The 19,726-nt window shown below is 66.1% G+C and carries 17 protein-coding genes; 15 read left to right on the top strand and 2 right to left on the bottom strand.

Annotated elements, in window-relative coordinates:
• Positions 1-218 precede the first annotated feature (218 nt).
• The 4 genes from dnaE (at position 219) to AC1DIN_RS13390 (ending at position 5,652) form a co-directional block, all read left to right on the top strand.
• A complete protein-coding gene (dnaE, locus tag AC1DIN_RS13405; RefSeq protein ID WP_476810175.1) occupies positions 219-3,692 on the top strand; it encodes a DNA polymerase III subunit alpha in 3,474 nt (1,157 codons plus the stop codon).
• 77 nt (positions 3,693-3,769) lie between these two features.
• Positions 3,770-4,498, top strand: coding sequence for a bifunctional nicotinamidase/pyrazinamidase (pncA, locus tag AC1DIN_RS13400; protein WP_476810174.1), 729 nt, complete (start codon positions 3,770-3,772; stop codon positions 4,496-4,498).
• Positions 4,499-4,509: 11 nt separating this feature from the next.
• Positions 4,510-5,205: a helix-turn-helix transcriptional regulator gene (locus tag AC1DIN_RS13395; RefSeq protein ID WP_476810173.1), complete on the top strand. Its 696-nt coding sequence runs from the start codon at positions 4,510-4,512 to the stop codon at positions 5,203-5,205.
• Between the two features lie 69 nt (positions 5,206-5,274).
• Complete coding sequence (locus AC1DIN_RS13390; RefSeq protein ID WP_441470567.1) at positions 5,275-5,652, top strand: VOC family protein; 378 nt, start codon at positions 5,275-5,277, stop codon at positions 5,650-5,652.
• Positions 5,653-5,671: 19 nt separating this feature from the next.
• On the opposite strand, the gene AC1DIN_RS13385 is transcribed toward AC1DIN_RS13390, so the two are convergent.
• Entirely contained in the window at positions 5,672-6,841 is a 1,170-nt protein-coding gene (locus AC1DIN_RS13385; protein ID WP_476810172.1) for a GGDEF domain-containing protein, read from the bottom strand.
• 239 nt (positions 6,842-7,080) lie between these two features.
• On the opposite strand from AC1DIN_RS13385, the gene AC1DIN_RS13380 reads away from it, so the two are divergent.
• The 4 genes from AC1DIN_RS13380 (at position 7,081) to pyrH (ending at position 10,635) form a co-directional block, all read left to right on the top strand.
• Positions 7,081-7,467, top strand: a complete 387-nt coding sequence (locus AC1DIN_RS13380; RefSeq protein ID WP_476810171.1) for a pore-forming ESAT-6 family protein — start codon at positions 7,081-7,083, stop codon at positions 7,465-7,467.
• 251 nt (positions 7,468-7,718) lie between these two features.
• Positions 7,719-8,720, top strand: a complete 1,002-nt coding sequence (locus AC1DIN_RS13375) for a 30S ribosomal protein S2 (protein WP_441470564.1) — start codon at positions 7,719-7,721, stop codon at positions 8,718-8,720.
• A 177-nt stretch (positions 8,721-8,897) separates the two neighbouring features.
• Positions 8,898-9,821: a translation elongation factor Ts gene (tsf, locus tag AC1DIN_RS13370; RefSeq protein WP_476810170.1), complete on the top strand. Its 924-nt coding sequence runs from the start codon at positions 8,898-8,900 to the stop codon at positions 9,819-9,821.
• A gap of 106 nt (positions 9,822-9,927) precedes the next feature.
• Complete coding sequence (gene pyrH / locus AC1DIN_RS13365) at positions 9,928-10,635, top strand: UMP kinase (protein ID WP_441470562.1); 708 nt, start codon at positions 9,928-9,930, stop codon at positions 10,633-10,635.
• Positions 10,636-10,651: 16 nt separating this feature from the next.
• On the opposite strand, the gene AC1DIN_RS13360 is transcribed toward pyrH, so the two are convergent.
• Positions 10,652-11,065 (bottom strand): VOC family protein, encoded by a 414-nt coding sequence (locus AC1DIN_RS13360; RefSeq protein ID WP_476810169.1) that lies wholly within the window; start codon positions 11,063-11,065, stop codon positions 10,652-10,654.
• Positions 11,066-11,310: 245 nt separating this feature from the next.
• Between AC1DIN_RS13360 and frr the strand changes: the two genes are divergently transcribed.
• The 7 genes from frr (at position 11,311) to lpxD (ending at position 19,682) form a co-directional block, all read left to right on the top strand.
• Complete coding sequence (gene frr / locus AC1DIN_RS13355; protein ID WP_441470560.1) at positions 11,311-11,874, top strand: ribosome recycling factor; 564 nt, start codon at positions 11,311-11,313, stop codon at positions 11,872-11,874.
• A 53-nt stretch (positions 11,875-11,927) separates the two neighbouring features.
• A complete protein-coding gene (locus AC1DIN_RS13350) occupies positions 11,928-12,686 on the top strand; it encodes an isoprenyl transferase (RefSeq protein WP_476810168.1) in 759 nt (252 codons plus the stop codon).
• Complete coding sequence (locus tag AC1DIN_RS13345) at positions 12,683-13,513, top strand: phosphatidate cytidylyltransferase (protein WP_441470558.1); 831 nt, start codon at positions 12,683-12,685, stop codon at positions 13,511-13,513. The genes AC1DIN_RS13350 and AC1DIN_RS13345 overlap by 4 nt, the downstream gene beginning before the upstream one ends.
• Positions 13,514-13,517: 4 nt before the next feature.
• The gene (gene dxr, locus AC1DIN_RS13340) at positions 13,518-14,699 is read left to right on the top strand and encodes a 1-deoxy-D-xylulose-5-phosphate reductoisomerase (RefSeq protein WP_476810167.1); all 1,182 of its coding nucleotides are present in this window, start codon (positions 13,518-13,520) and stop codon (positions 14,697-14,699) included.
• A 22-nt stretch (positions 14,700-14,721) separates the two neighbouring features.
• The gene (rseP, locus tag AC1DIN_RS13335; RefSeq protein WP_441470556.1) at positions 14,722-15,870 is read left to right on the top strand and encodes an RIP metalloprotease RseP; all 1,149 of its coding nucleotides are present in this window, start codon (positions 14,722-14,724) and stop codon (positions 15,868-15,870) included.
• A 215-nt stretch (positions 15,871-16,085) separates the two neighbouring features.
• Positions 16,086-18,584 carry an outer membrane protein assembly factor BamA gene (gene bamA / locus AC1DIN_RS13330; RefSeq protein ID WP_476810166.1) on the top strand — a complete coding sequence of 833 codons (2,499 nt, stop codon included), beginning with the start codon at positions 16,086-16,088 and terminating at the stop codon, positions 18,582-18,584.
• A gap of 36 nt (positions 18,585-18,620) precedes the next feature.
• Positions 18,621-19,682, top strand: coding sequence for a UDP-3-O-(3-hydroxymyristoyl)glucosamine N-acyltransferase (gene lpxD / locus AC1DIN_RS13325; protein WP_441470554.1), 1,062 nt, complete (start codon positions 18,621-18,623; stop codon positions 19,680-19,682).
• Positions 19,683-19,726 lie beyond the last annotated feature (44 nt).

Here is a 19,726-nt window from a genome sequence, read left to right as displayed (position 1 = left end):
CGCCGGCCTTGCCGAGATCGCCTCGCTCGGCGTGTTCCTCGGCATGATCTGGCTCTGGGCAGCGATCTTCTCCGGGCCGCACGTCTGAGTGCGGCAGGAGCCATCCACAGCATCGGCCGAGAAACCTCGACGCAGGGCGTGCCGAGGTTTCGCATCCGGCTCAGGTTTCATAAGGAGAATGAGGTCGACGAGTCGCGCTGCGACGATGGGAGAAGGGCATGGGTCGGGAAACTGGCGAGTCGCGCGTCCTGTCGGACATCGGCTTCGTCCATCTCCACGTCCATTCGAGCTATTCGCTGCTCGAAGGCGCAATGACGGTCGCGACGCTGGCCAAGATGGCCGCCGCCGACGGGCAGCCGGCGCTGGCGCTCACGGACAACGACAATCTCTTCGGCGCGCTCGAATTCTCGGAGAAGCTGGCGGGATCGGGCCTGCAGCCGATCGCCGGCGTGCAGCTTTCCGTCGATTTCGCTGATGACAATGAAAGCGGCCGCAGGCCGGCCCAGCCGCAGCGACTGCCGCACATCGTTCTGCTTGCCATGGACGAGGCCGGCTACGGCAATCTGATGAAGCTCGTCAGCGAGGCCGCGCTGGCAACAGGCGGCGCGGGGCAGCCGGTCACCACGGTCGCGCGGCTCTCCGCCTTCAATGCCGGGCTCATCGCCCTGACCGGCGGCCATGGCGGGCCGATCGATATGGCGCTGCGTAGCGGCCAGCTCCCGCAGGCGACGTCCCGTCTGGCCACGTTGGCCGAGATCTATGGCGACCGGCTCTATGTCGAGATCCAGCGCCATGGCGGCGACGGGGAGGCGGCGCTGGAGGCTCATCTCCTGCGCCTTGCCTATGATGCCGATCTGCCGATCGTCGCCACCAACGAGCCCTTCTTCGCCAAGCCTGCCGATTTCGACGCGCATGATGCGCTGCTCGCGGTGGCCGAGGGCCGGCTCGTCTCCGATGGCGAGCGCCGCCGCGTCACGCCGGAGCATTACTTCGCCACGCGCTCGGAGATGCAGAAGCGTTTCGCCGATCTGCCGGAGGCGCTGGCGAGCACGGTCGAGATCGCGATGCGCTGTCACTGGCGCGTCTCGACCCGCAAGCCGATCCTGCCGCGCTTCGGCGAGGAGGGGCGCGACGAGGCGGAGGAGCTGCAGGAGCAGGCCCGCGCCGGCCTTGCAGCGCGGCTCGCCAAGCACGGCCCGGCCGAGGGCTTCAGCGTCGAGGATTACGACAAGCGGCTCGATTTCGAGCTCTCGATCATCACCCGGATGAAGTTCCCGGGCTACTTCCTGATCGTCTCGGACTTCATCAAGTGGGCGAAGAACCACGACATCCCGGTCGGGCCCGGCCGCGGTTCGGGCGCGGGCTCGCTCGTCGCCTATGCGCTGACCATCACCGACGTCGATCCGCTGCGCTTCGGCCTGCTGTTCGAGCGCTTCCTCAACCCGGATCGCGTCTCGATGCCGGACTTCGACATCGACTTCTGCCAGAACCGGCGTGAAGAGGTGATCGAATACGTCAAGCACCATTACGGCGAGCAGCGTGTCGCCCAGATCATCACCTTCGGCACCCTGCTGGCGCGCGGCGTGCTGCGCGACGTTGGCCGCGTACTGGAGATGCCCTACGGCCAGGTCGACAAGCTGACCAAGCTGGTGCCGCAGAACCCGGCAAAGCCCATCTCGCTGAAGGACGCGATCGAGGGCGAACCGAAGCTGCAGCAGGCCGCCGAGGAGGAGCCGATCGTCGCGCGCCTCCTCGAAATTGGCCAGAAGCTGGAAGGGCTTCACCGGCATGCTTCGACCCACGCCGCAGGCGTGGTGATCGGCGACAGGCCGCTGGAACAGCTCGTCGCGCTCTCGGTCGATCCGCGCACCGGCATGCGCGTCACCCAGTTCAACATGAAATGGGTCGAACAGGCTGGCCTTGTGAAGTTCGACTTCCTCGGCCTGAAGACGCTGACGACGCTGACCACGGCGGTGAAGCTCATCGCCCAGCGCGACATCCATATCGACCTCGCCCAGCTGCCCTTCGACGATCCGACGACCTACGCCATGCTGGCCCGCGGCGAGACGGTCGGCGTGTTCCAGGTGGAATCGGTCGGTATGCGCAAGGCGCTGGTCGAGATGAAGGCCGACCGCATCGAGGATCTGATCGCGCTGGTGGCGCTGTACCGGCCGGGCCCGATGGACAACATCCCGACCTATTGCCGACGCAAGCTCGGGCTGGAGGATCCGACCTATCTCCATCCGGGGATGGAGCCGTACCTGCGCGAAACCCACGGCATCATCGTCTACCAGGAACAGGTGATGCAGGTGGCGCAGGCGCTCTCGGGCTATTCGCTCGGCGAAGCCGATCTGCTGCGCCGCGCCATGGGCAAGAAGATCAAGGCCGAGATGGACGCCCAGCGCGACCGTTTCGTGAAGGGCGCCATCGAGAACAGCATCAAGAAGGACACGGCCTCCGAAATCTTCGACCTGCTCGCCAAGTTCGCCGATTACGGCTTCAACAAAAGCCATGCGGCGGCCTATGCCGTCGTCGCCTTCCAGACCGCCTATCTGAAGGCAAACTACCCCGTCGAATTCCTGGCAGCGTCGATGACGCTCGATATGGGCAATACCGATAAGCTCTCGGAATTCCGCCGCGATGCCGAGCGTCTCGGCATCAAGGTCGAACGTCCCGCGATCAACCGCTCCGGCGTCGAGTTCGACGTTGCCGACGGCAAGATTTTCTACGCGCTCGGCGCCATCAAGGGTGTCGGCCGGGCGGCTGTGGAATCCGTGGTGACGGCGCGCCAGTCCGGCGGCCCCTTCCGCGACCTTGCGGATCTCGCGCGCCGCATCGACACCAAGCTGGTCAACCGCCGCACGCTCGAAGCCCTTATCGCGGCCGGCGCGCTCGACGAAATGGAGGAGGACCGCGCCCGCGCCATGGCGGCGATCGACGGCATGCTGGCGCTCTCCAACCGCACCCGCGACGAGGCGGCGGCCGGCCAGTTCGATCTGTTGGGCGGCAGCGTGATCCAGGAAGCCTTCCGCATCCCGCAGGTCGAGCCCTGGGCGCCGGCAGAGAAGCTCAAGCGCGAGCACGAGGCGGTCGGCTTCTTCCTCTCGGGCCATCCGCTCGACGATTACGAGCATGTGCTGAAGCGCCTGCGGGTGCAGCGCTATACCGATTTCGCCCAGACGGTGCGCGCCAACGGCACCGGCGTCGGCAAGGTCGCGGTCTCGGTCATCGACAAGTCGGAGCGTCGCACCAAGTCCGGTTCGAAGATGGGCATCGTCAACCTGTCCGATCCGAGCGGCCAGTTCGAGGCGGTGCTGTTTTCGGAAGGGCTGATGCGTTTCCGCGATCTGCTCGAGCCGGGCAGGGCGCTGGTGCTGCGCCTCTCGGCCGTGCTCGACGGCGAGGAGGTGCGCCCCCGCATCGAGGATGTCGAGGTGCTGGACGACCTCGCCTCGCGGCAGAAGCAGGATTTGCTGATCTATCTGCGCGACGAGAAAGCAGTCGCTTCCATCGCCGAACGCATACGCCCGCGCGAGGCCGTGCGGGCGGAGGGCAAGGTCTCGATCGTGATGATTCTCGATGACGGTGCCCAGGAGGTCGAGATCGAGCTGCCGGGCAAGTTCCCGATCAACCAGCAGATCGCCAACGCGGTGCGCGCCGCGCCGGGCGTGGTCAGCGTCGAACTGCGCTAGTCATTCATCGCGGGCACGGTTGTTGCCTTGCCGCTGGCGCGTCGCTGGCGCAGGTTAGTGTCGGTGGGAGGCGGGTCATGACGGATCGGGGCGGGATCGACAGGCGCGGGTTGATCGCGGGAGCGACGATCCTGACTGCGGCGGCGGCCTCGCGCGCAGCCAAGGCACAGGAGCAGCCCGTGATCGACGAGCGTACCGTCCTCATCGTCGTCGATGTCCAGAACGATTTCTGCCCCGGCGGCAGCCTCGCCGTCACCAAGGGCGATGAAGTCGTCCCGGTCATCAACGCGCTGGCAAAAAGCTTCTCCAACATCGTGTTGACGCAGGATTGGCATCCGGCCGGCCATTCCTCCTTCGCGTCGAGCCATCCGGGCAAGAAGCCGTTCGAGATGGTCCAGATGCCCTATGGGCCGCAGGTACTCTGGCCGGATCACTGCGTGCAGGGCACGAAGGGGGCGGAGTTCCGCGCCGATCTCGAGCTGGCTCGGGCTCAGACAATTATCCGCAAGGGCTATCGCCGCGAGGTCGACAGCTACTCCGGTTTCGTCGAGGCGGACCGCCGGACGCCGACGGGCCTGACCGGCTATCTTCGGGAGCGCGGCATCCTGCGGGCCGTCATCGTCGGCCTGGCGACCGATTTCTGCGTGAGCTGGACGGCGCAGGATGCGGCCCGAGCCGGTTTCGACACCTATGTCGTCGAAGATGCCTGCCGCGCCATCGATCTTGAAGGCTCGCTCGCCAAGGCCTGGGCCGAGATGGCCGAACTCGACGTGACGCGGATCAAGGCCAGCGATCTGCCGGGCTGAGGTTCAAGCCCTTGTCGCGCGCGCAGCGTCTGCTCGATCTTGTCCAGGTGCTGCGCCGACACCGCCGTCCGGTCTCGGGGCGCAAGCTTGCAGCCGAGCTCGGTGTCAGCATTCGCACGCTCTATCGCGACATCGTCACTTTGCAGGGGCAGGGTGCGCCGATCGAAGGCGAGCCCGGGCTCGGCTATGTGCTGAAGCCGGGCTTCATGCTGCCTCCGCTGATGTTCAGCGAAGAGGAAATCGAGGCGCTGGCGCTGGGTTCGCGCTGGGTGGCGGACCGCGCGGACGGAGCGCTCGCGCTTGCGGCGCGCGACGCCATGGCCAAGATCGTCGCCGTTCTGCCTGCCGACATGGCCGGCCGCGTCGAGGAGGCGGCGCTGATCCTCGGCCCGGGGCGAAAGGCCGTGGATGCCCCTGAGATCGATCTCGCAGCGATCCGTCAGGCCATCCGCGCGGGGCGCAAGGCCGCCATCGGCTATTGCGACGACAAGGGCCACGTCAGCGGGCGTGTGGTCTGGCCGCTCGCGCTGTCCTTCTTCGAGCATGTCCGCGTGCTCGTCGCCTGGTGCGAGCTGCGGCAGGATTTCCGGCATTTTCGAACGGACCGGCTCACGCGGTTCGAGACGCAGGAGAGCCGCTATCCACAACGGCGGCAGGCGCTGCTCAAGGTCTGGCGCGAGAAGGAAGGGATTGCCCCATCAGCGTGAACGACGCTGCCGGAAATTGGCAGTATCTGATTCTAGTCTCACGCTATCTCGAAACCTTCGGAGGCCATCATGTTCGACGCCCACTTCATCCTGCTTCATGTTGACAGCCCTGAAGCGAGTGCCCGCTTCTATGCGGAATTGCTGGGCAGCGAGCCGCTCGAGCTGTCGCCTACCTTCGCAATGTTTGCGCTTCCGTCTGGCGTCAGGCTCGGCCTGTGGTCGCGCCATACCGTCGAGCCGGCCACGGCCGGATCCGGCGGCGCGGCCGAGATCGCCATGGTGGTCGCGAGCGCTGGGGCTGTCGATGCAGCCTGCTCGGATTGGCGTAAACGCGGCATCGCCATCCTGCAGGAGCCGACCGACCTCGATTTCGGCCGCACCTTCACTGCGCGCGACCCGGACGGGCACCGGTTGCGGGTGTTCCATCCCTTTTCCGGGGAGGCTTGAACGCGCCGGGGCCAGGTACTCAGGCTTCGGCCAATTTGAGCTGCGCCTGGACACGGTCGCGGCCGAGGCGCTTGGCCCGGTAGAGCGCTTCGTCGGCCTCAGCCAGCAGCTGGTCGAGGTTGCTGGTGCGCAGGTCGGTTTCGGCGACGCCGATGCTGAGCGTCGGCGGACCCGCCAGGTCGTTGGCCCCGGCCAGCGCATCCTTGAAGACACCGCGAATCCGTTCGGCCACCCGGACGGCCTCGCGCACGCCGACGCCGGGGAGGATGACCGCAAATTCGTCGCCACCCTGCCGGGCGAGGATGTCGTCGCTGCGCAATTGACCCCGCACGGCATGGGCGAAGACCCGCAGGATTTCGTCGCCCGCCGCATGGCCGCGCGTGTCGTTCAGCGCCTTGAAGTGGTCGATGTCCACGAGAAGGACTGAGACCCGCACTTCGCCCCGTTGCCGCCCGCGGACCTGTTGGTCGAGCCATTGCTCGACACCGGAGCGGTTCATCGCGCCGGTCAGGGGGTCGCGCCGGGCAAGCGACGCCAGCATACGGTTGGAGCGTTCGGTGGCGAGCAACAGCAGCGCCTGGCCGCGCAGGATGATGAAGGCGACGCCGGTCGCCGCGAGCCAGGCATTCGCTCCGGCGTCGCGCGGAAAGAGCGTCGTGCCGACGCGATCAAACGCCGCCAACCCGATGCGCCCGACATAGATTAGGACTGTCGGAGCAAACAGCGCCGCAAGCAGCCAGGCCGAGCGCAGCTTCTCCTGCAATCCGAGGCGAATGGCTTCCCGCACGATTGCGGCGTCGCAGAATGCCATCACGCCTGCAACGATTATGACCCGTGTCGCATAACCCTGCTCGCCCGGCGAAAGCGAAAGCAGGATCCAGACTGCGAGGAGGGTGATCCCGAAGCCGAACCAGTGCAACTCGCGCCCGCCGAAATGGCGGATCCCAAACAGCAGCAGCAGGCAGCCGGCCAGCATCGCCGTATTGGCAAACTCGATCGAGATCAGGTCCGGAATAGCGTCGCGGAACGCCGCGCCGAGGAGGCCCGTTCCGATGCAAAGGCTGCTTGTTCCCCACCAGACGGGGCTGCGGCTGAAGCGCCCGGTGGCAAAGGTCATCAGCTGCATCACACCGATGATGAAGCAGGTCAGCGCACCGGTAACGAAGATCGTCCTGAGGTCGAGAATCATGCCCGTGCCGGTCCGTTTCGCAGACGCGGAGCGAGCGCGACCGGCGTCTCTGTGCGCTGCGAAGGACGGCCGAGCAAGAGGAGGGCGAGGGGGCGCCGCTGTCCATGCCCGCTGTCGCCGTCCTGCCGGGCCTGCATTGTCGCAGGTTGAGGAAGCTGGACGCAGAGGCTAGTCAGAATGCGCTTGGGGGGCGAGCATGGTGGCATGCTTGGGATCATAATAGCCCGAGGATATCCAATATGATCTTTTATAAGTCGTTGATCGCCGCGTCAGCCGTCGCGGTTCTGTCGTCCGCCTCCTTCGCCCAGACGCAGGCAGACCAGTTGAAAGTCGCCTATCAGGCCGCCCGCAATCAGCTCGGCATTCTCGGCTATTGCGCCGAGAAGGGCCATATCGACGGTTCCGCTGTCGAGGTGCAGAAGAAGCTGATCGCTCTCATCCCCGCGCCGGCCGACGCAAGCGGCGGCGACGCCGCGGAGGCCGCAGGCCGCAAGGGCACGATCTCGGCCATGGGCATGGAGCAGAACATCGAAGTGATCGCGAAGGCGCAGAACGGCACGCCGGCCGCCTATTGCAAGCAGATTGGCGATCTCGTGAAGCAGGTGGGCGCCAAGCTGCCGCAGTGACGACGGGCCGGGGCCTCCCGCCCGCACCGGAGTAACCGATCAATCGTCCCGCGCGTCGTTCGCGCGGGATTTTCACAAGTCGAACCGGCCTTTCTTGGCTCGGCGACTTGCAATGCGGCGCCATCCCTAGTAAGGCGCAGCCCATCCCACATGGAGCGTATCGCCTCTTTCCTACGAGGCGTTCCGGTGACGCGGCAGCTCATGCCTGTTCATTCGCGCTCCAGAGGCTCAACCGGAAGGACAAGAATACCATGGCTCTGCCTGATTTCTCCATGCGCCAGCTCCTTGAGGCCGGTGCCCACTTCGGCCACCAGTCCCACCGCTGGAACCCGAAGATGTCGCCGTTCATCTTCGGCGTCCGCAACAACATCCACATCCTCGACCTGTCGCAGTCGGTGCCGATGCTGCATCGCGCCCTGCAGGCGGTCTCGGACACCGTCGCCCGCGGCGGCCGCGTCCTCTTCGTCGGCACCAAGCGTCAGGCGCAGGACTCGATCGCCGATGCGGCCAAGCGCTCGGCCCAGTACTACGTCAACTCCCGCTGGCTCGGCGGCATGCTGACCAACTGGAAGACCATCTCGGCTTCGATCCAGCGCCTGCGCAAGGTCGACGAGATGCTCAACGGCGGCGGCAGCGGCCTGACCAAGAAGGAGCGCCTGATGCTGGCGCGCGAGCGCGACAAGCTCGAGAAGGCGCTCGGCGGCATCAAGGACATGGGCGGCACGCCCGACATGATCTTCGTGATCGACACCAACAAGGAGCAGCTGGCGATCAAGGAGGCTCAGCGCCTCGGCATCCCGGTCGCCGCGATCGTCGACTCGAACTCGGATCCGGACGGCATCACCTTCCCGGTCCCGGCCAATGACGACGCCGGCCGCGCCATCCAGCTCTACTGCGATCTGATCGCCCGCGCGGCGATCGACGGCATCGGCCGCGCCTCGGGCGACCAGGGCATCGACCTCGGCGCCTCGGCCGCTCCGGTCGTCGAAGAGGCTCTCGAGCCGGTCGCCGGCGAGGGCCAGGCCTTCGAGACGCTGACCACTCCGCGCGGCGCTCCGGACGATCTGACCAAGCTCTCCGGCATGGGCCCCGACGCGGTCCAGAAGCTGAACGATGGCGGCATCTATCACTTCTGGCAGATCGCGGCGATGTCGCCGGCCGACGTGACCAAGGTCGACCACGACCTCAAGCTCGGCGGCAAGATCGAGCGCGAGGGCTGGGTTGCCCAGGCGCGCGAACTCGCCGACGCTTGATACAGACTGCATGATGGCGGCGCGTCATCGGCGCGTCGCAATCAGGCTCTCGATTTGACGCCGACCAGCGCCGACGACCGGAAACGGAGCGTCGGCGTTGCCCCATAAGGCGTCCGGACATTCCGATCCGCGGCCGGCCCTCGGGCCTGTGCCGCAACGACAGCAAGGACAGGACAGATGGCAGCGATCACCGCCGCACTCGTGAAGGAACTCCGCGACAAGACCGGCGCGGGCATGATGGATTGTAAGACCGCCCTTTCTGCTACCGACGGCAACATGGAAGCCGCCGTCGACTGGCTGCGCGCCAAGGGCCTGTCGAAGGCCGCCAAGAAGGCCGGCCGCGTCGCCGCCGAGGGCCTCGTCGCCGTCGCCGTGCAGGGCAACGAAGGCGTCGTCGTCGAGGTCAATTCCGAGACTGACTTCGTCGCCCGCAACCCGGAATTCCAGGCACTTGCCAAGACCATCGCCGATGTCGCGCTGGAGCGTGGCGGCGATGTCGAGGCGCTGCTCGGCCATCACTATCCTGGCGGCGGCTCCGTGCAGGACGCGATCGCCAATGCCATCGCCACCATCGGCGAGAACATGACGCTGCGCCGCGTTTCCTCGCTCAAGGTTTCCGCGGGCGTGATCGGCTCCTATGTCCACGGCGCGATCGCCGACGGCCTCGGCAAGATCGGCGTTATCGTCGCGCTGGAGTCGACCGGCAATTCGGATGAGCTCGCCACGCTCGGCCGCCAGCTCGCCATGCATGTCGCGGCGACCAACCCGGTTGCGCTCGACCTCGCTTCCGTCGCCCCGGAGGTTCTGGAGCGCGAGAAGGCGATCCTGGCCGAGAAGAACGCCGGAAAGCCTGCTCACGTGCTCGAGAAGATCACCGAGAGCGGCCTGAAGAGCTACGCCAAGGAATACTGCCTGCTGGAGCAGGCCTATATCCATGACGGCTCGAAGTCGGTCTCGCAGGTCCTCAAGGAGATCGAGGGCAAGGTCGGCGCTCCGGTCAAGCTCACCGGCTTCGCCCGCTTCGCGCTTGGCGAGGGCATCGAGAAGGAAGAGCAGGACTTCGCGGCCGAAGTCGCAGCCGCCGGCGGCACCACGGGCTGACAAGCCTGGGAACGAATGCGAAAAAGGCCGCGCGTTGCGCGGCCTTTTTTGTAGGAAGGGGGTCGCATCGAATCGCGGCCAGCCCAGAACTGACGGAGAGATATCGATGAGACCCCAACGTGTTCTCGTGAAGCTCTCCGGCGAAGCCCTTGCGGGGCCGCAGGGTTCCGGCCTCGATGGCCACACGCTGACGGCGCTCGCCGCCGACATCGCCCACGCCTCGCGGGAGGGTGTCGAGATCGGCATCGTCGTCGGTGGCGGCAACTTCTTCCGCGGCGTGCAGGGCCTCAACAAGGGGCTCGATCGGACGACTGCCGATTCGATCGGCATGCTCGGCACTGTCATGAATGCGCTGGCTCTGGAGCACGCGATCGAAGCCGCCGGCGCGCCGGCCCGCGCGATGTCGGCGGTGCCGATGCCGTCGCTCTGCGAGAGCTACGCCCGCAAGCGCGCGCTCGACCATCTCAGCAATGGCAAGGTCGTTATCCTCGGCGGCGGCACCGGCAACCCGTACTTCACCACCGACACAGGCGCGGCCCTGCGCGCGGCGGAGCTCGGCTGCAGCCATCTGCTCAAGGCGACGCAGGTCGACGGCGTCTACAGTGCCGATCCGAAGAAGGATCCGGCTGCGACCCGCTACGACACGCTGACCCATGAGGATGCGATCAGGCGCGACCTCAAGGTGATGGACACGGCCGCCTTCGCGCTCGCTCGCGATGCGAGCCTGACCATCGTCGTCTTCTCGATTGCCGAGACGGGGGCGCTCGCGGCCGTGCTGCGCGGCGAGGGCAGGGCGACCTACGTAACGCCCTGAGCGGAGGCCTCCTCGTTCAGTAGGACCGCCAGAGACCGGGAGTCGCCAGTTCTAGCATGTGCCCGTCCGGGTCGCGGAAATAGAGGCTCTTGCTGCCGCGTTCCCATTGCATGCGTCCCTCGACCACGATGCCGAGCTGATCCAGCTTCGCCTCCCAGGCGGCCAGCTCCTCGGCATCGATGGCGAAGGCGATGTGCAGCGCGCCGCTGCCGTCATGCGGCGGAATGCTCCCGTTGTCGAAGCTCTGGGTCTGCAACGATGCTCCGCGCAGGAACAGCAGCAGCACGCTCGCGCCACCGACATCATAGGCGAACAGGGTCTTCGTCTTGAGCAGGGGCGCGAGGCCGAGCTTGCCTTCATAGAAGTCGCGGGCGCGGTCGAGGTCGTCGACATAGAGCGCGGTCTCGACGATGCGGTTCAGGCGGGGCACGTTTTTCTCCGTGGTTCTTTGCCGGCGGTGCTGGCTTGCGGCGCTGCGAGCCTCTAGACTGATCTATGTATCCCGAGGCGGCGGACCAGCCCGTCCTGCCGCTTCACCGCGATTCAGCTCGATCCGCCGCTTTCCCCTTGCCCGGCGTGGGGGAACATGCTGTTCGAGCATGTAATTCTTGACCCTGCGCGGCCTCGCCGCCATGGTCGCGCCGATTTTGGATTATCTGCAAGGTCCCGATTGAAATGGCCCAGACGACGTTCGACCTCGCCGACATCAAGCGCCGCATGGCCGGTGCGGTGCAGTCCTTCAAGGGCGACCTCGCCTCGCTGCGCTCCGGCCGCGCCTCTGCCAACATGCTCGACCCGATCCAGGTCGAGGCCTATGGCGCCCGCACCCCGCTCAGCCAGCTCGCCACGGTCTCTGTGCCGGAGCCGCGCCTGCTCAGCGTCCAGGTCTGGGACCGCTCGATGGTCAACGCCGTCGACAAGGCGGTGCGCGAATCCGATCTCGGCCTCAACCCGCAGACGGAAGGCCAGGTGCTGCGCATCCGCATCCCCGAGCTGAACGAGCAGCGCCGCAAGGAGATGGTCAAGGTCGCGCATAAATATGCCGAGGAGGCCAAGGTCTCGGTGCGCCATGTCCGCCGCGACGGCATCGATGTCGTCAAGAAGCTGGAGAAGGACGGCGACATGACCAAGGACGATGCCGCCCGCAATTCCGACCTTGTCCAGAAGGCGACGGACCAGCACATCGCCGAGATCGATCAGGCGCTCGCGGCGAAGGAAAAGGAAATCCTGCACGTCTGATCCCCAGCGCAGGATCTGTCCTGCGCCCTTCCGGCCGAGCGAGGCACATCCGCATGTCATCCGGTCAGCGTGAGGCAGATGTGCCCAACCCGGCCCATGTCGCCATCATCATGGACGGCAATGGCCGCTGGGCGCAGATGCGCGGCCTGCCGCGTCAGGAGGGCCATCGCCGCGGGCTTGAGGCGCTGCGTCGCACCGTCCGCAACGCCAGCGATCTCGGCCTCTCGGTCCTGACCCTCTACAGCTTCTCGACCGAGAACTGGCGCCGTCCCTATGCGGAAGTTACCTTCCTGATGGGGCTGCTCAAGCATTTCGTCGAAAAGGATCTGGCGGAGCTGTCGGCGGCCAATGTCAGGGTCCGCATCATCGGCAATCGCGAGAACCTTGCCGCCGATCTGCGCCGGCTCGTCGAGCATGCCGAGACCAGCACCCGCGCCAATACCGGCCTGGTTCTGGTCATCGCCTTCAACTACGGCTCGCGCGACGAGATCGTGCGCGTGGCGCGGCGCCTTGCCGCCGATGCGGTGGCGGGGCGCATCGACCCGGCCGCGATTGACGAAGCTGCGATTGGCGGCCATCTCGATACCCATGACCTGCCGGATCCCGAGCTGGTGATCCGCACCTCGGGCGAGACGCGCATCTCCAACTTCCTGCTGTGGCAGGCCGCCTATGCCGAGTTCGTCTTCGTGCCGGTGCTGTGGCCGGATTTCGATCGCGCCGTGTTCGAGGACGCTCTGGCGCAATACCGGCAGCGCGAGCGCCGCTTCGGCGGTGTGTCCGCTCCCGCCGGCCGCAGCGTGGGCGTCGCGTGAATGAGCCTGTTCCAGCTGCGCCGCGACCGGGCCCGGGCGAGCTGAAGCTCCGGGTCGTCTCGGCGCTCGTGCTCGCCGCGCTGATCCTGCTCGTGACGATCTGGGGTGGCTGGCCGTTTCGCCTGATCTGGACCCTGGTGGCCGGCGTCGTGGCCTATGAATGGCTGGCCATCGTCAGCCGCGGCAATGCGGTTCCGGCCGGCATCGGCGTGGTCGTTGCCGGCCTCGCCCTGGCCTTCTCTCCTGCGAGCCCGGCTGCGCTGGCGGGCGCGGCGGCCGCGGCGGCGCTGCTGGGTGCGCTGGCCACGCCTTTCGTGCGCTCTCGCCTCGCGCTGGAGTTCTGCGGGCTCGCCTATGCGCTCGCCTTTGCGCTGGTCACGCCGGCCATGCGCGATCTGCCGGGCATCGGGCTTGCTCTTATCCTGTGGAGCTTCGCGGTGGTCTGGTTCACGGACATCGCCGCCTATTTTACGGGGCGCAGCCTCGGCGGTCCCAAGCTGATGCCGAGCGTCAGTCCGAAGAAGACCTGGTCCGGTGCGATCGGAGGCGCGGTGGCCGGGACGATCGGGGGTTATCTGGTCTGGCGGCTGTCGCCAGTGTTCGAAGGGCTGACTGCAGCCGGCCCGGTCATTGCCGCATCGCTGGCCGGATCGATTGTCAGCCAGGCGGGCGATCTGTTCGAGTCCGCGCTGAAGCGCCGCTTCGATGCCAAGGATTCAAGCAAGCTGATCCCCGGGCATGGCGGTTTTCTGGACCGGCTCGACGGCTACTGGGCTGTCCTCGTACTGGCCGGGCTTGCGCTTTTCGCGATCCATCTCAACATCTGAGCCGATGCCGCTTCGTACTGTGACCCTTCTCGGAGCGACCGGCTCCGTCGGACGTTCGGTCCGCGACATCGTCTCGGAAAACCCGGAACGGCTGGCGATCCGAACGATTGTCGGCGGGCAGGATGCGGCCGCGCTGGCGCAAGTCGCGATCGAAACGGGAGCTTCCTTCGCCGCATTGGCTGATGAGGCCGGCGGGCCGGCATTGCGGGAGGCGCTGACGGGCACGGGTATTGCGAGCGGGGCAGGGCGAACGGCCGTGCTGGAGGCGGTAGCGCGCCCTGCCGATATCGTCGTCAGCGCGATTTCAGGAGCGGCGGGGCTGGAGGCGACTTTCGCTGCGCTCTTGCCCGGTCGAACGATCGCGCTCGCCAACAAGGAGAGCCTCGTTTGTGCCGGCGAGGCCGTCATGATCCGGGCGGCCCAGGTCGCTGCCCGCTTGTTGCCGCTCGACTCCGAGCACAACGCGCTGTTCCAGGTTCTCGGGGCGGAGCCTCTCTCCGCGGTCCACAGCATGACCCTGACTGCGTCCGGCGGTCCTTTCCGGACCTGGAGCGCGGAGCGGATCGCAGCGGCCGGACCCGAGCAGGCGCTGAAGCACCCAAATTATGCGATGGGCGCGAAGATCACCGTCGATTCCGCGAGCATGATGAACAAGGGGCTCGAGCTGATCGAGGCCCGCTTCCTGTTCGGGCTGGAAGCCGATCAGCTCGACGTGCTCGTCCATCCCCAGCAGATCGTCCACGGGCTGGTTACTTTCCGGGACGGCTCGGTGAGTGCGGGCATGGCCTTGCCGGATATGCGGGTTGCTGCGGCCCATTGTCTCGGCATCGATGGCCGCCTCGATGCGCCGCCGGCGCGGTTCCTCGATTTGGCGACCTCGGCACCGCTGAGTTTCGAGAGACCGGATCTCGACCGGTTTCCGGCGCTTGGCCTTGCGATCGCCGCATTGCGCGAAGGGGGCGCCATGCCCGCTGTGCTGAACGCCGCAAATGAAGTGGCCGTCGCAGCGTTTCTGGCCGGGCGGCTGCGCTTTACCGGAATCCCCGCGCTCGTCGAGGCGGTCTGCGCGGCCATGCCTGTGACAAGAGAAGCCCCGCGCGATATCGCGGCCGCGCTGGCCGTTGACCAAGATTCCAGGCGCCGAGCCGCCTCGCTCTTGTCGCAAGCGCCGTTCACTGCCACCTAAGGACGAGGAACGGGAGAGCTCGATGGAATTTGCGGCGTCACTCTGGAATGCTGGGCATTTCGCGCTCGGCTATCTGCTGCCGTTCCTGTTCGTTCTCACGCTTGTCGTCTTCGTTCACGAGCTCGGGCACTTTCTCGTCGGCCGCTGGTGCGGCGTCGACGTGCAGACTTTCTCTATCGGTTTCGGGCGGGAGTTGTTCGGCTTCACGGATCGCCACGGTACGCGCTGGCGCTTCGCGCTGATTCCGCTCGGCGGCTATGTGAAATTCTCGGGCGATGCCGATGCCGCGAGCGCCCCCGATGACGCGGCCGTCCGGCGAATGACGCCGGAGGAGCGCGCCCGTTCGCTTCCGGCACAATCGATCGCCGAACGCGCAGCCATTGTCGCCGCCGGCCCGATCGCCAATTTCCTGCTGGCGATTCTGATCTTCGCGGGCACGGTCTTCCTGTTCGGCAAGCAGGTCCTGATCCCGCGCGTCGATGCCGTCGTGGCGGGGAGTGCTGCGGAGAGCGCCGGGCTCAAGGCCGGCGACATCGTCATTGCGATCGACGGGCACAAGGTCGACAGCTTCTCCGAAATGCAGCGCATCATCTCCTCCCGGCCGGAGGAGCGCCTGACGGTCACAGTGGACCGCAACGGCAGTGCGCTGGATCTGCCGGTCACGCCGGCTCTGTCCGAGCTCAAGACGCCGGTCGGGACGCAGCGGATCGGCGTCATCGGAGTCAGGGCGTCGCCGAAGCCCGAGGATTGGACGACGCAGCGCTTCGGCGCGATCGATTCCCTGCGGATGGGCGGTGCCGAGACCTGGTTCGTCGTCACCCGCACCTACGACTATATCGCGAAGCTGCTGAAGGGGCGCGAATCCACCGACCAGCTCTCGGGGCCGATTCGGATCGCACAGGTTTCCGGCCTGGTTGCTTCCAGTGGCGGCTTGCTCGGACTGCTCAATCTCGCGGCGATCCTGTCCGTTTCGATCGGGCTGATGAATCTTCTGCCGGTGCCGATGCTCGATGGCGGCCACCTGATGTTTTACCTGTACGAGGCGCTGCGCGGCCGCCCGCTGAGCCCCCGCGCGCAGGAGATCGGCTTCCGGCTGGGGCTTGCGCTGGTGCTGATGCTGATGTTGTTCGTGACCTGGAACGACATTGTCCACGTGCGTGGAATGCTCTGAAATCCGGGCGCCGTGGCGCTTTGGGGCAAAATCGCGGCAAGCCGCGTGGCTCGTCCGCAACGAGGTCGTTAAAAATCTTTTGTTAACGATGATCCCGGTTTGCACCCTGCCGGAAACTTTGTAGAAGCGATTGAACCGCAATGTCCCCGTGCTGCCGTCGTCTGACGGCGGTCCCCGTTTGGGGTGGTGACCAGAGATATGGAATAGGCGACCCGATGACGTCGACCCAACAGAGCCGGCCGACCAAACTGCGGCTCTCTCGATCGATCGGACTTTCGGCTTTGATGCTGGCCGTGAGTGGTGGTGTGGCGTTTGCGCAGGCTGTGGTCGTCCACGGCAATCGGCGCGTCGATGCGGAGACCATTCGCTCCTATGCCGCCGGGCGCGAGAACCCCCAGGAGATTCGCGAGAGCCTTCTTGCCACTGGCCTGTTCAGCAATGTTCAGGTCAGCCGCCGCGGTTCGCAGACCGTCGTGACGGTCCAGGAGCAGAACGGCACGGTCAACCGTGTCGCTTTCGAGGGTAACCGTCGCCTGAAGAGCGATCAGCTTGCGCCGCTGGTGCAGTCGCGCGCCGGTGGTCCGCTCAGCCAGGCGCTCATCGATTCCGACATCCAGCGCCTGCGCGAGGCCTATCGCCGCGCCGGCTATGGCCTGTCCTCGGTCAGCGGCCGTATCGCGCCGCTGCCGAATGGTCGCCAGGACGTGGTCTTCACCATCAACGAGAGCGGCAAGACCGGCATCAAGTCGATCAATTTCAGCGGCAACGAGGCATACTCGGCGAGCCGGCTGCGCGGCCTGATGAGCTCCACCGAGTCGAATTTCCTGAGCTGGATCAAGACCTCCGACGTTTACGATCCGGACCGGATCAGCTCCGACCTCGATCTCATTCGGCGTTTCTACCTGAAGAACGGCTTTGCCGACTTCCAGGTCGTCAACAACACGGCTCGCTTCGACGATGCGGCTGGCGGTTGGGTCGTCGACATCCAGATCGAGGAAGGTCCGCAATACAAGGTCGGCAACGTTGCCGTCGATTCCGCGCTGCGCGATGTCGATCAGGCGGCGCTTCAGCGCTACGTCGCTACGTCGGCAGGCGATACCTACAATGCCGAGGCGGTCGAGAAGTCGCTGGTTGCGCTGACGACCGAGGTTGCTCGTCGCGGCCATGCTTTCGCTCAGGTCCGCCCGCGCGGCGATCGCGACGCGTCCGGCCGCACGATCGGCATCACCTACGTCGTCGACGAGGGGCCGCGGGTCTATGTGGAGCGCATCAACGTGCGCGGCAACACCCGTACCCGCGACTATGTGGTTCGCCGTGAGCTCGATCTCGGCGAGGGCGACGCCTACAACAAGGTGATGATCGACCGCGCTGAGCGCCGTCTCAACAATCTCGGCTTCTTCAACAAGGTCCGGATCACCAACGAGCCCGGCTCGGCGCCGGATCGTGTCATCCTCAACATCGACGTCGAGGACAAGGCGACCGGTTCGTTCTCGATCGCCGGCGGTTATTCGACCTCGGACGGTGTCATCGGCGAAATCTCGCTGTCGGAGTCGAACTTCCTCGGCCGCGGTCAGTTCGTTCGCATCGCGGGCACGGTCGGCCAGCGCACGCAGGGCATCGATTTCTCGTTCACCGAGCCCTATTTCCTGGGCTATCGCGTGGCGGCCGGTATCGATCTGTTCTCGAAGTACAATGACAACTACAACACCGGCCGTTTCGAGAGCCGCGTGACCGGTGGTCAGGTGCGTTTCACCTTCCCGATCACGGAAGAGTTCTCGATCACGCCGCGCTACTCGCTCTACCAKACCAATATCACCATTCCGAACGAGGCAAATCGTCCCTATAACGATTGTACCTACCCGATCCCCGGCATTACGCCGACGGGCGGCCCCACCGATATCTACAACTGCGTGACCAACGGCGAAGCGACGGTGGCGGTCAAGGAAGCGCAGGGCGACACCCTGACTTCGCTCGTCGGCCTGAACTTCAACTACAACTCGCTCGACAGCGTGCAGAGCCCGCGCAACGGCTTCATCGCGGAGCTGAAGCCGGAATTCGCCGGCCTCGGTGGCGACTCCAAGTTCCTCCGTGTCGCGGCCGATGCGCGCTACTATCGCGAGATCTTCGACGACGTCGTCGGCTTCGTCCGCGTTCAGGGCGGCCACGTTCAGGCGACCAGCGGCAACCTGCGCATGGTCGACCACTACTTCCTCGGACCGACACTGGTTCGCGGTTTCGCGCCGTCCGGCATCGGGCCGCGCGACGTGCTGAACGACCCGACCGCGAACGCCGTGGGTGGCACGACCTATTTCGGCGGCACCGTCGAAGTGCAGTTCCCGATCTTCGGCCTGCCGCGCGATATCGGTCTGCGGGGCGCGGTCTTCGCCGACGCCGGCACGCTGTTCAATTACGACGGCGGTTCGAAGGCGGTTGTCTTCAACTGCCCGGCGGGTTCGGAGGCGCGTCAGTTCAACGTCGTCACCGGCGGTGCGCAGAGCAACATCGCTTGTATTCGCGACAAGAACGTCCTGCGTTCGTCGGTCGGCGTCAGCTTGCTCTGGCAGTCGCCGCTTGGCCCGATCCGGTTCGACTACGCCTATGCTCTGACCAAGGACGACGGTCAGTACGGCGTGAACCCGGCTACCGGATTGGCCGGCAAGTACGGCGGCGATCGTCTCCAGGCCTTCCGCTTCTCGGGCGGCACCCGCTTCTGACGCGGCGGGGCCCAGCGCCCCGCTCCGGACCCAGTCATGGCAGATCCCATCTTCTTTCCTTTCGCGACCTCGCTCGATTTCAGCGAGGTCGCAGGCATTTCGGGCTCGCAATTGCCCGCAGGCGCCGACGCGTCGCGTCGCGTCGAGGGGGCGGCGGCCCTGGAAATGGCCGGCCCGTCCGACGTGGCCTATATGGACAATCCCAAGTACACCGAGGCGCTGGCGGCAACGAAAGCGGGCCTGTGCCTGGTTTCGCCGCGCTTCGCCGACCGCGTTCCTGCGGGCACGGTCGCGTTGGTTTCGCCTGCGCCGTATCATGCCTTCGCCAAGGTTCTGGCGCGGTGCTTTCCCACGGCCTTGCGGCCGGAGTCCGTGTTCGCTTCCCAAGGCGTGGCGCCCGGCGCCATCGTTCATGCCACGGCGGTTATCGAGCCCGGCGTGACGATCGACCCGGGGGCCGTCATCGGCCCCGGCGCGGAAGTCGGGGCGGGCACTGTCGTTGCGTCGCATGCGGTGATCGGTCCGCAGGTTCGGATCGGGCGCAATTGCTCGATCGGAGCAGGCAGCACGATCCAGTCCGCACTGATCGGCAACCGCGTGATCATCCATCCGGGCGCCCGCATCGGGCAGGATGGCTTCGGCTTCGCCATGAGCCCGAAAGGGCATATGAAGGTGCCGCAGGTCGGCCGCGTCATCATCCAGGATGACGTCGAGATCGGCGCCAACAGCTGCATCGACCGCGGCGCCAGTCGCGATACGGTGATCGGCGAAGGTACGAAGATCGATAACCTCGTACAGATCGGGCACAACTGCGTCATCGGCCGCCATTGTGTGATCTGTGCTCAGACCGGCCTCGCCGGCTCCTCCACGCTCGAGGACTTCGTCGTGCTGGGCGGGCAGGTCGGCCTGGCTGGACATCTCACGGTCGGGGCTGGTGCCCAGATCGCCGCTCAGAGCGGTGTCGCCGGCGATGTTCCGCGCGGCTCGCGGTATGGCGGCTATCCGGCTCAGCCGGCGCTGGCATGGGCGCGGGAGAGTGCCTTGCTCAAGACGCTGGTTGCGAAGCGCGGCCGGAAATCCCAAACGCCCGAGGAATGAAGCCAGGCTGCCGGATAGCGGCGCACAAGCTCGGGTTCTTTCTT

This window comes from Allobosea sp. 05T438 (assembly GCF_056396025.1).
Note: the sequence above shows the minus strand (reverse complement) of the source record. Positions and strands in the feature narration are given on the sequence as shown.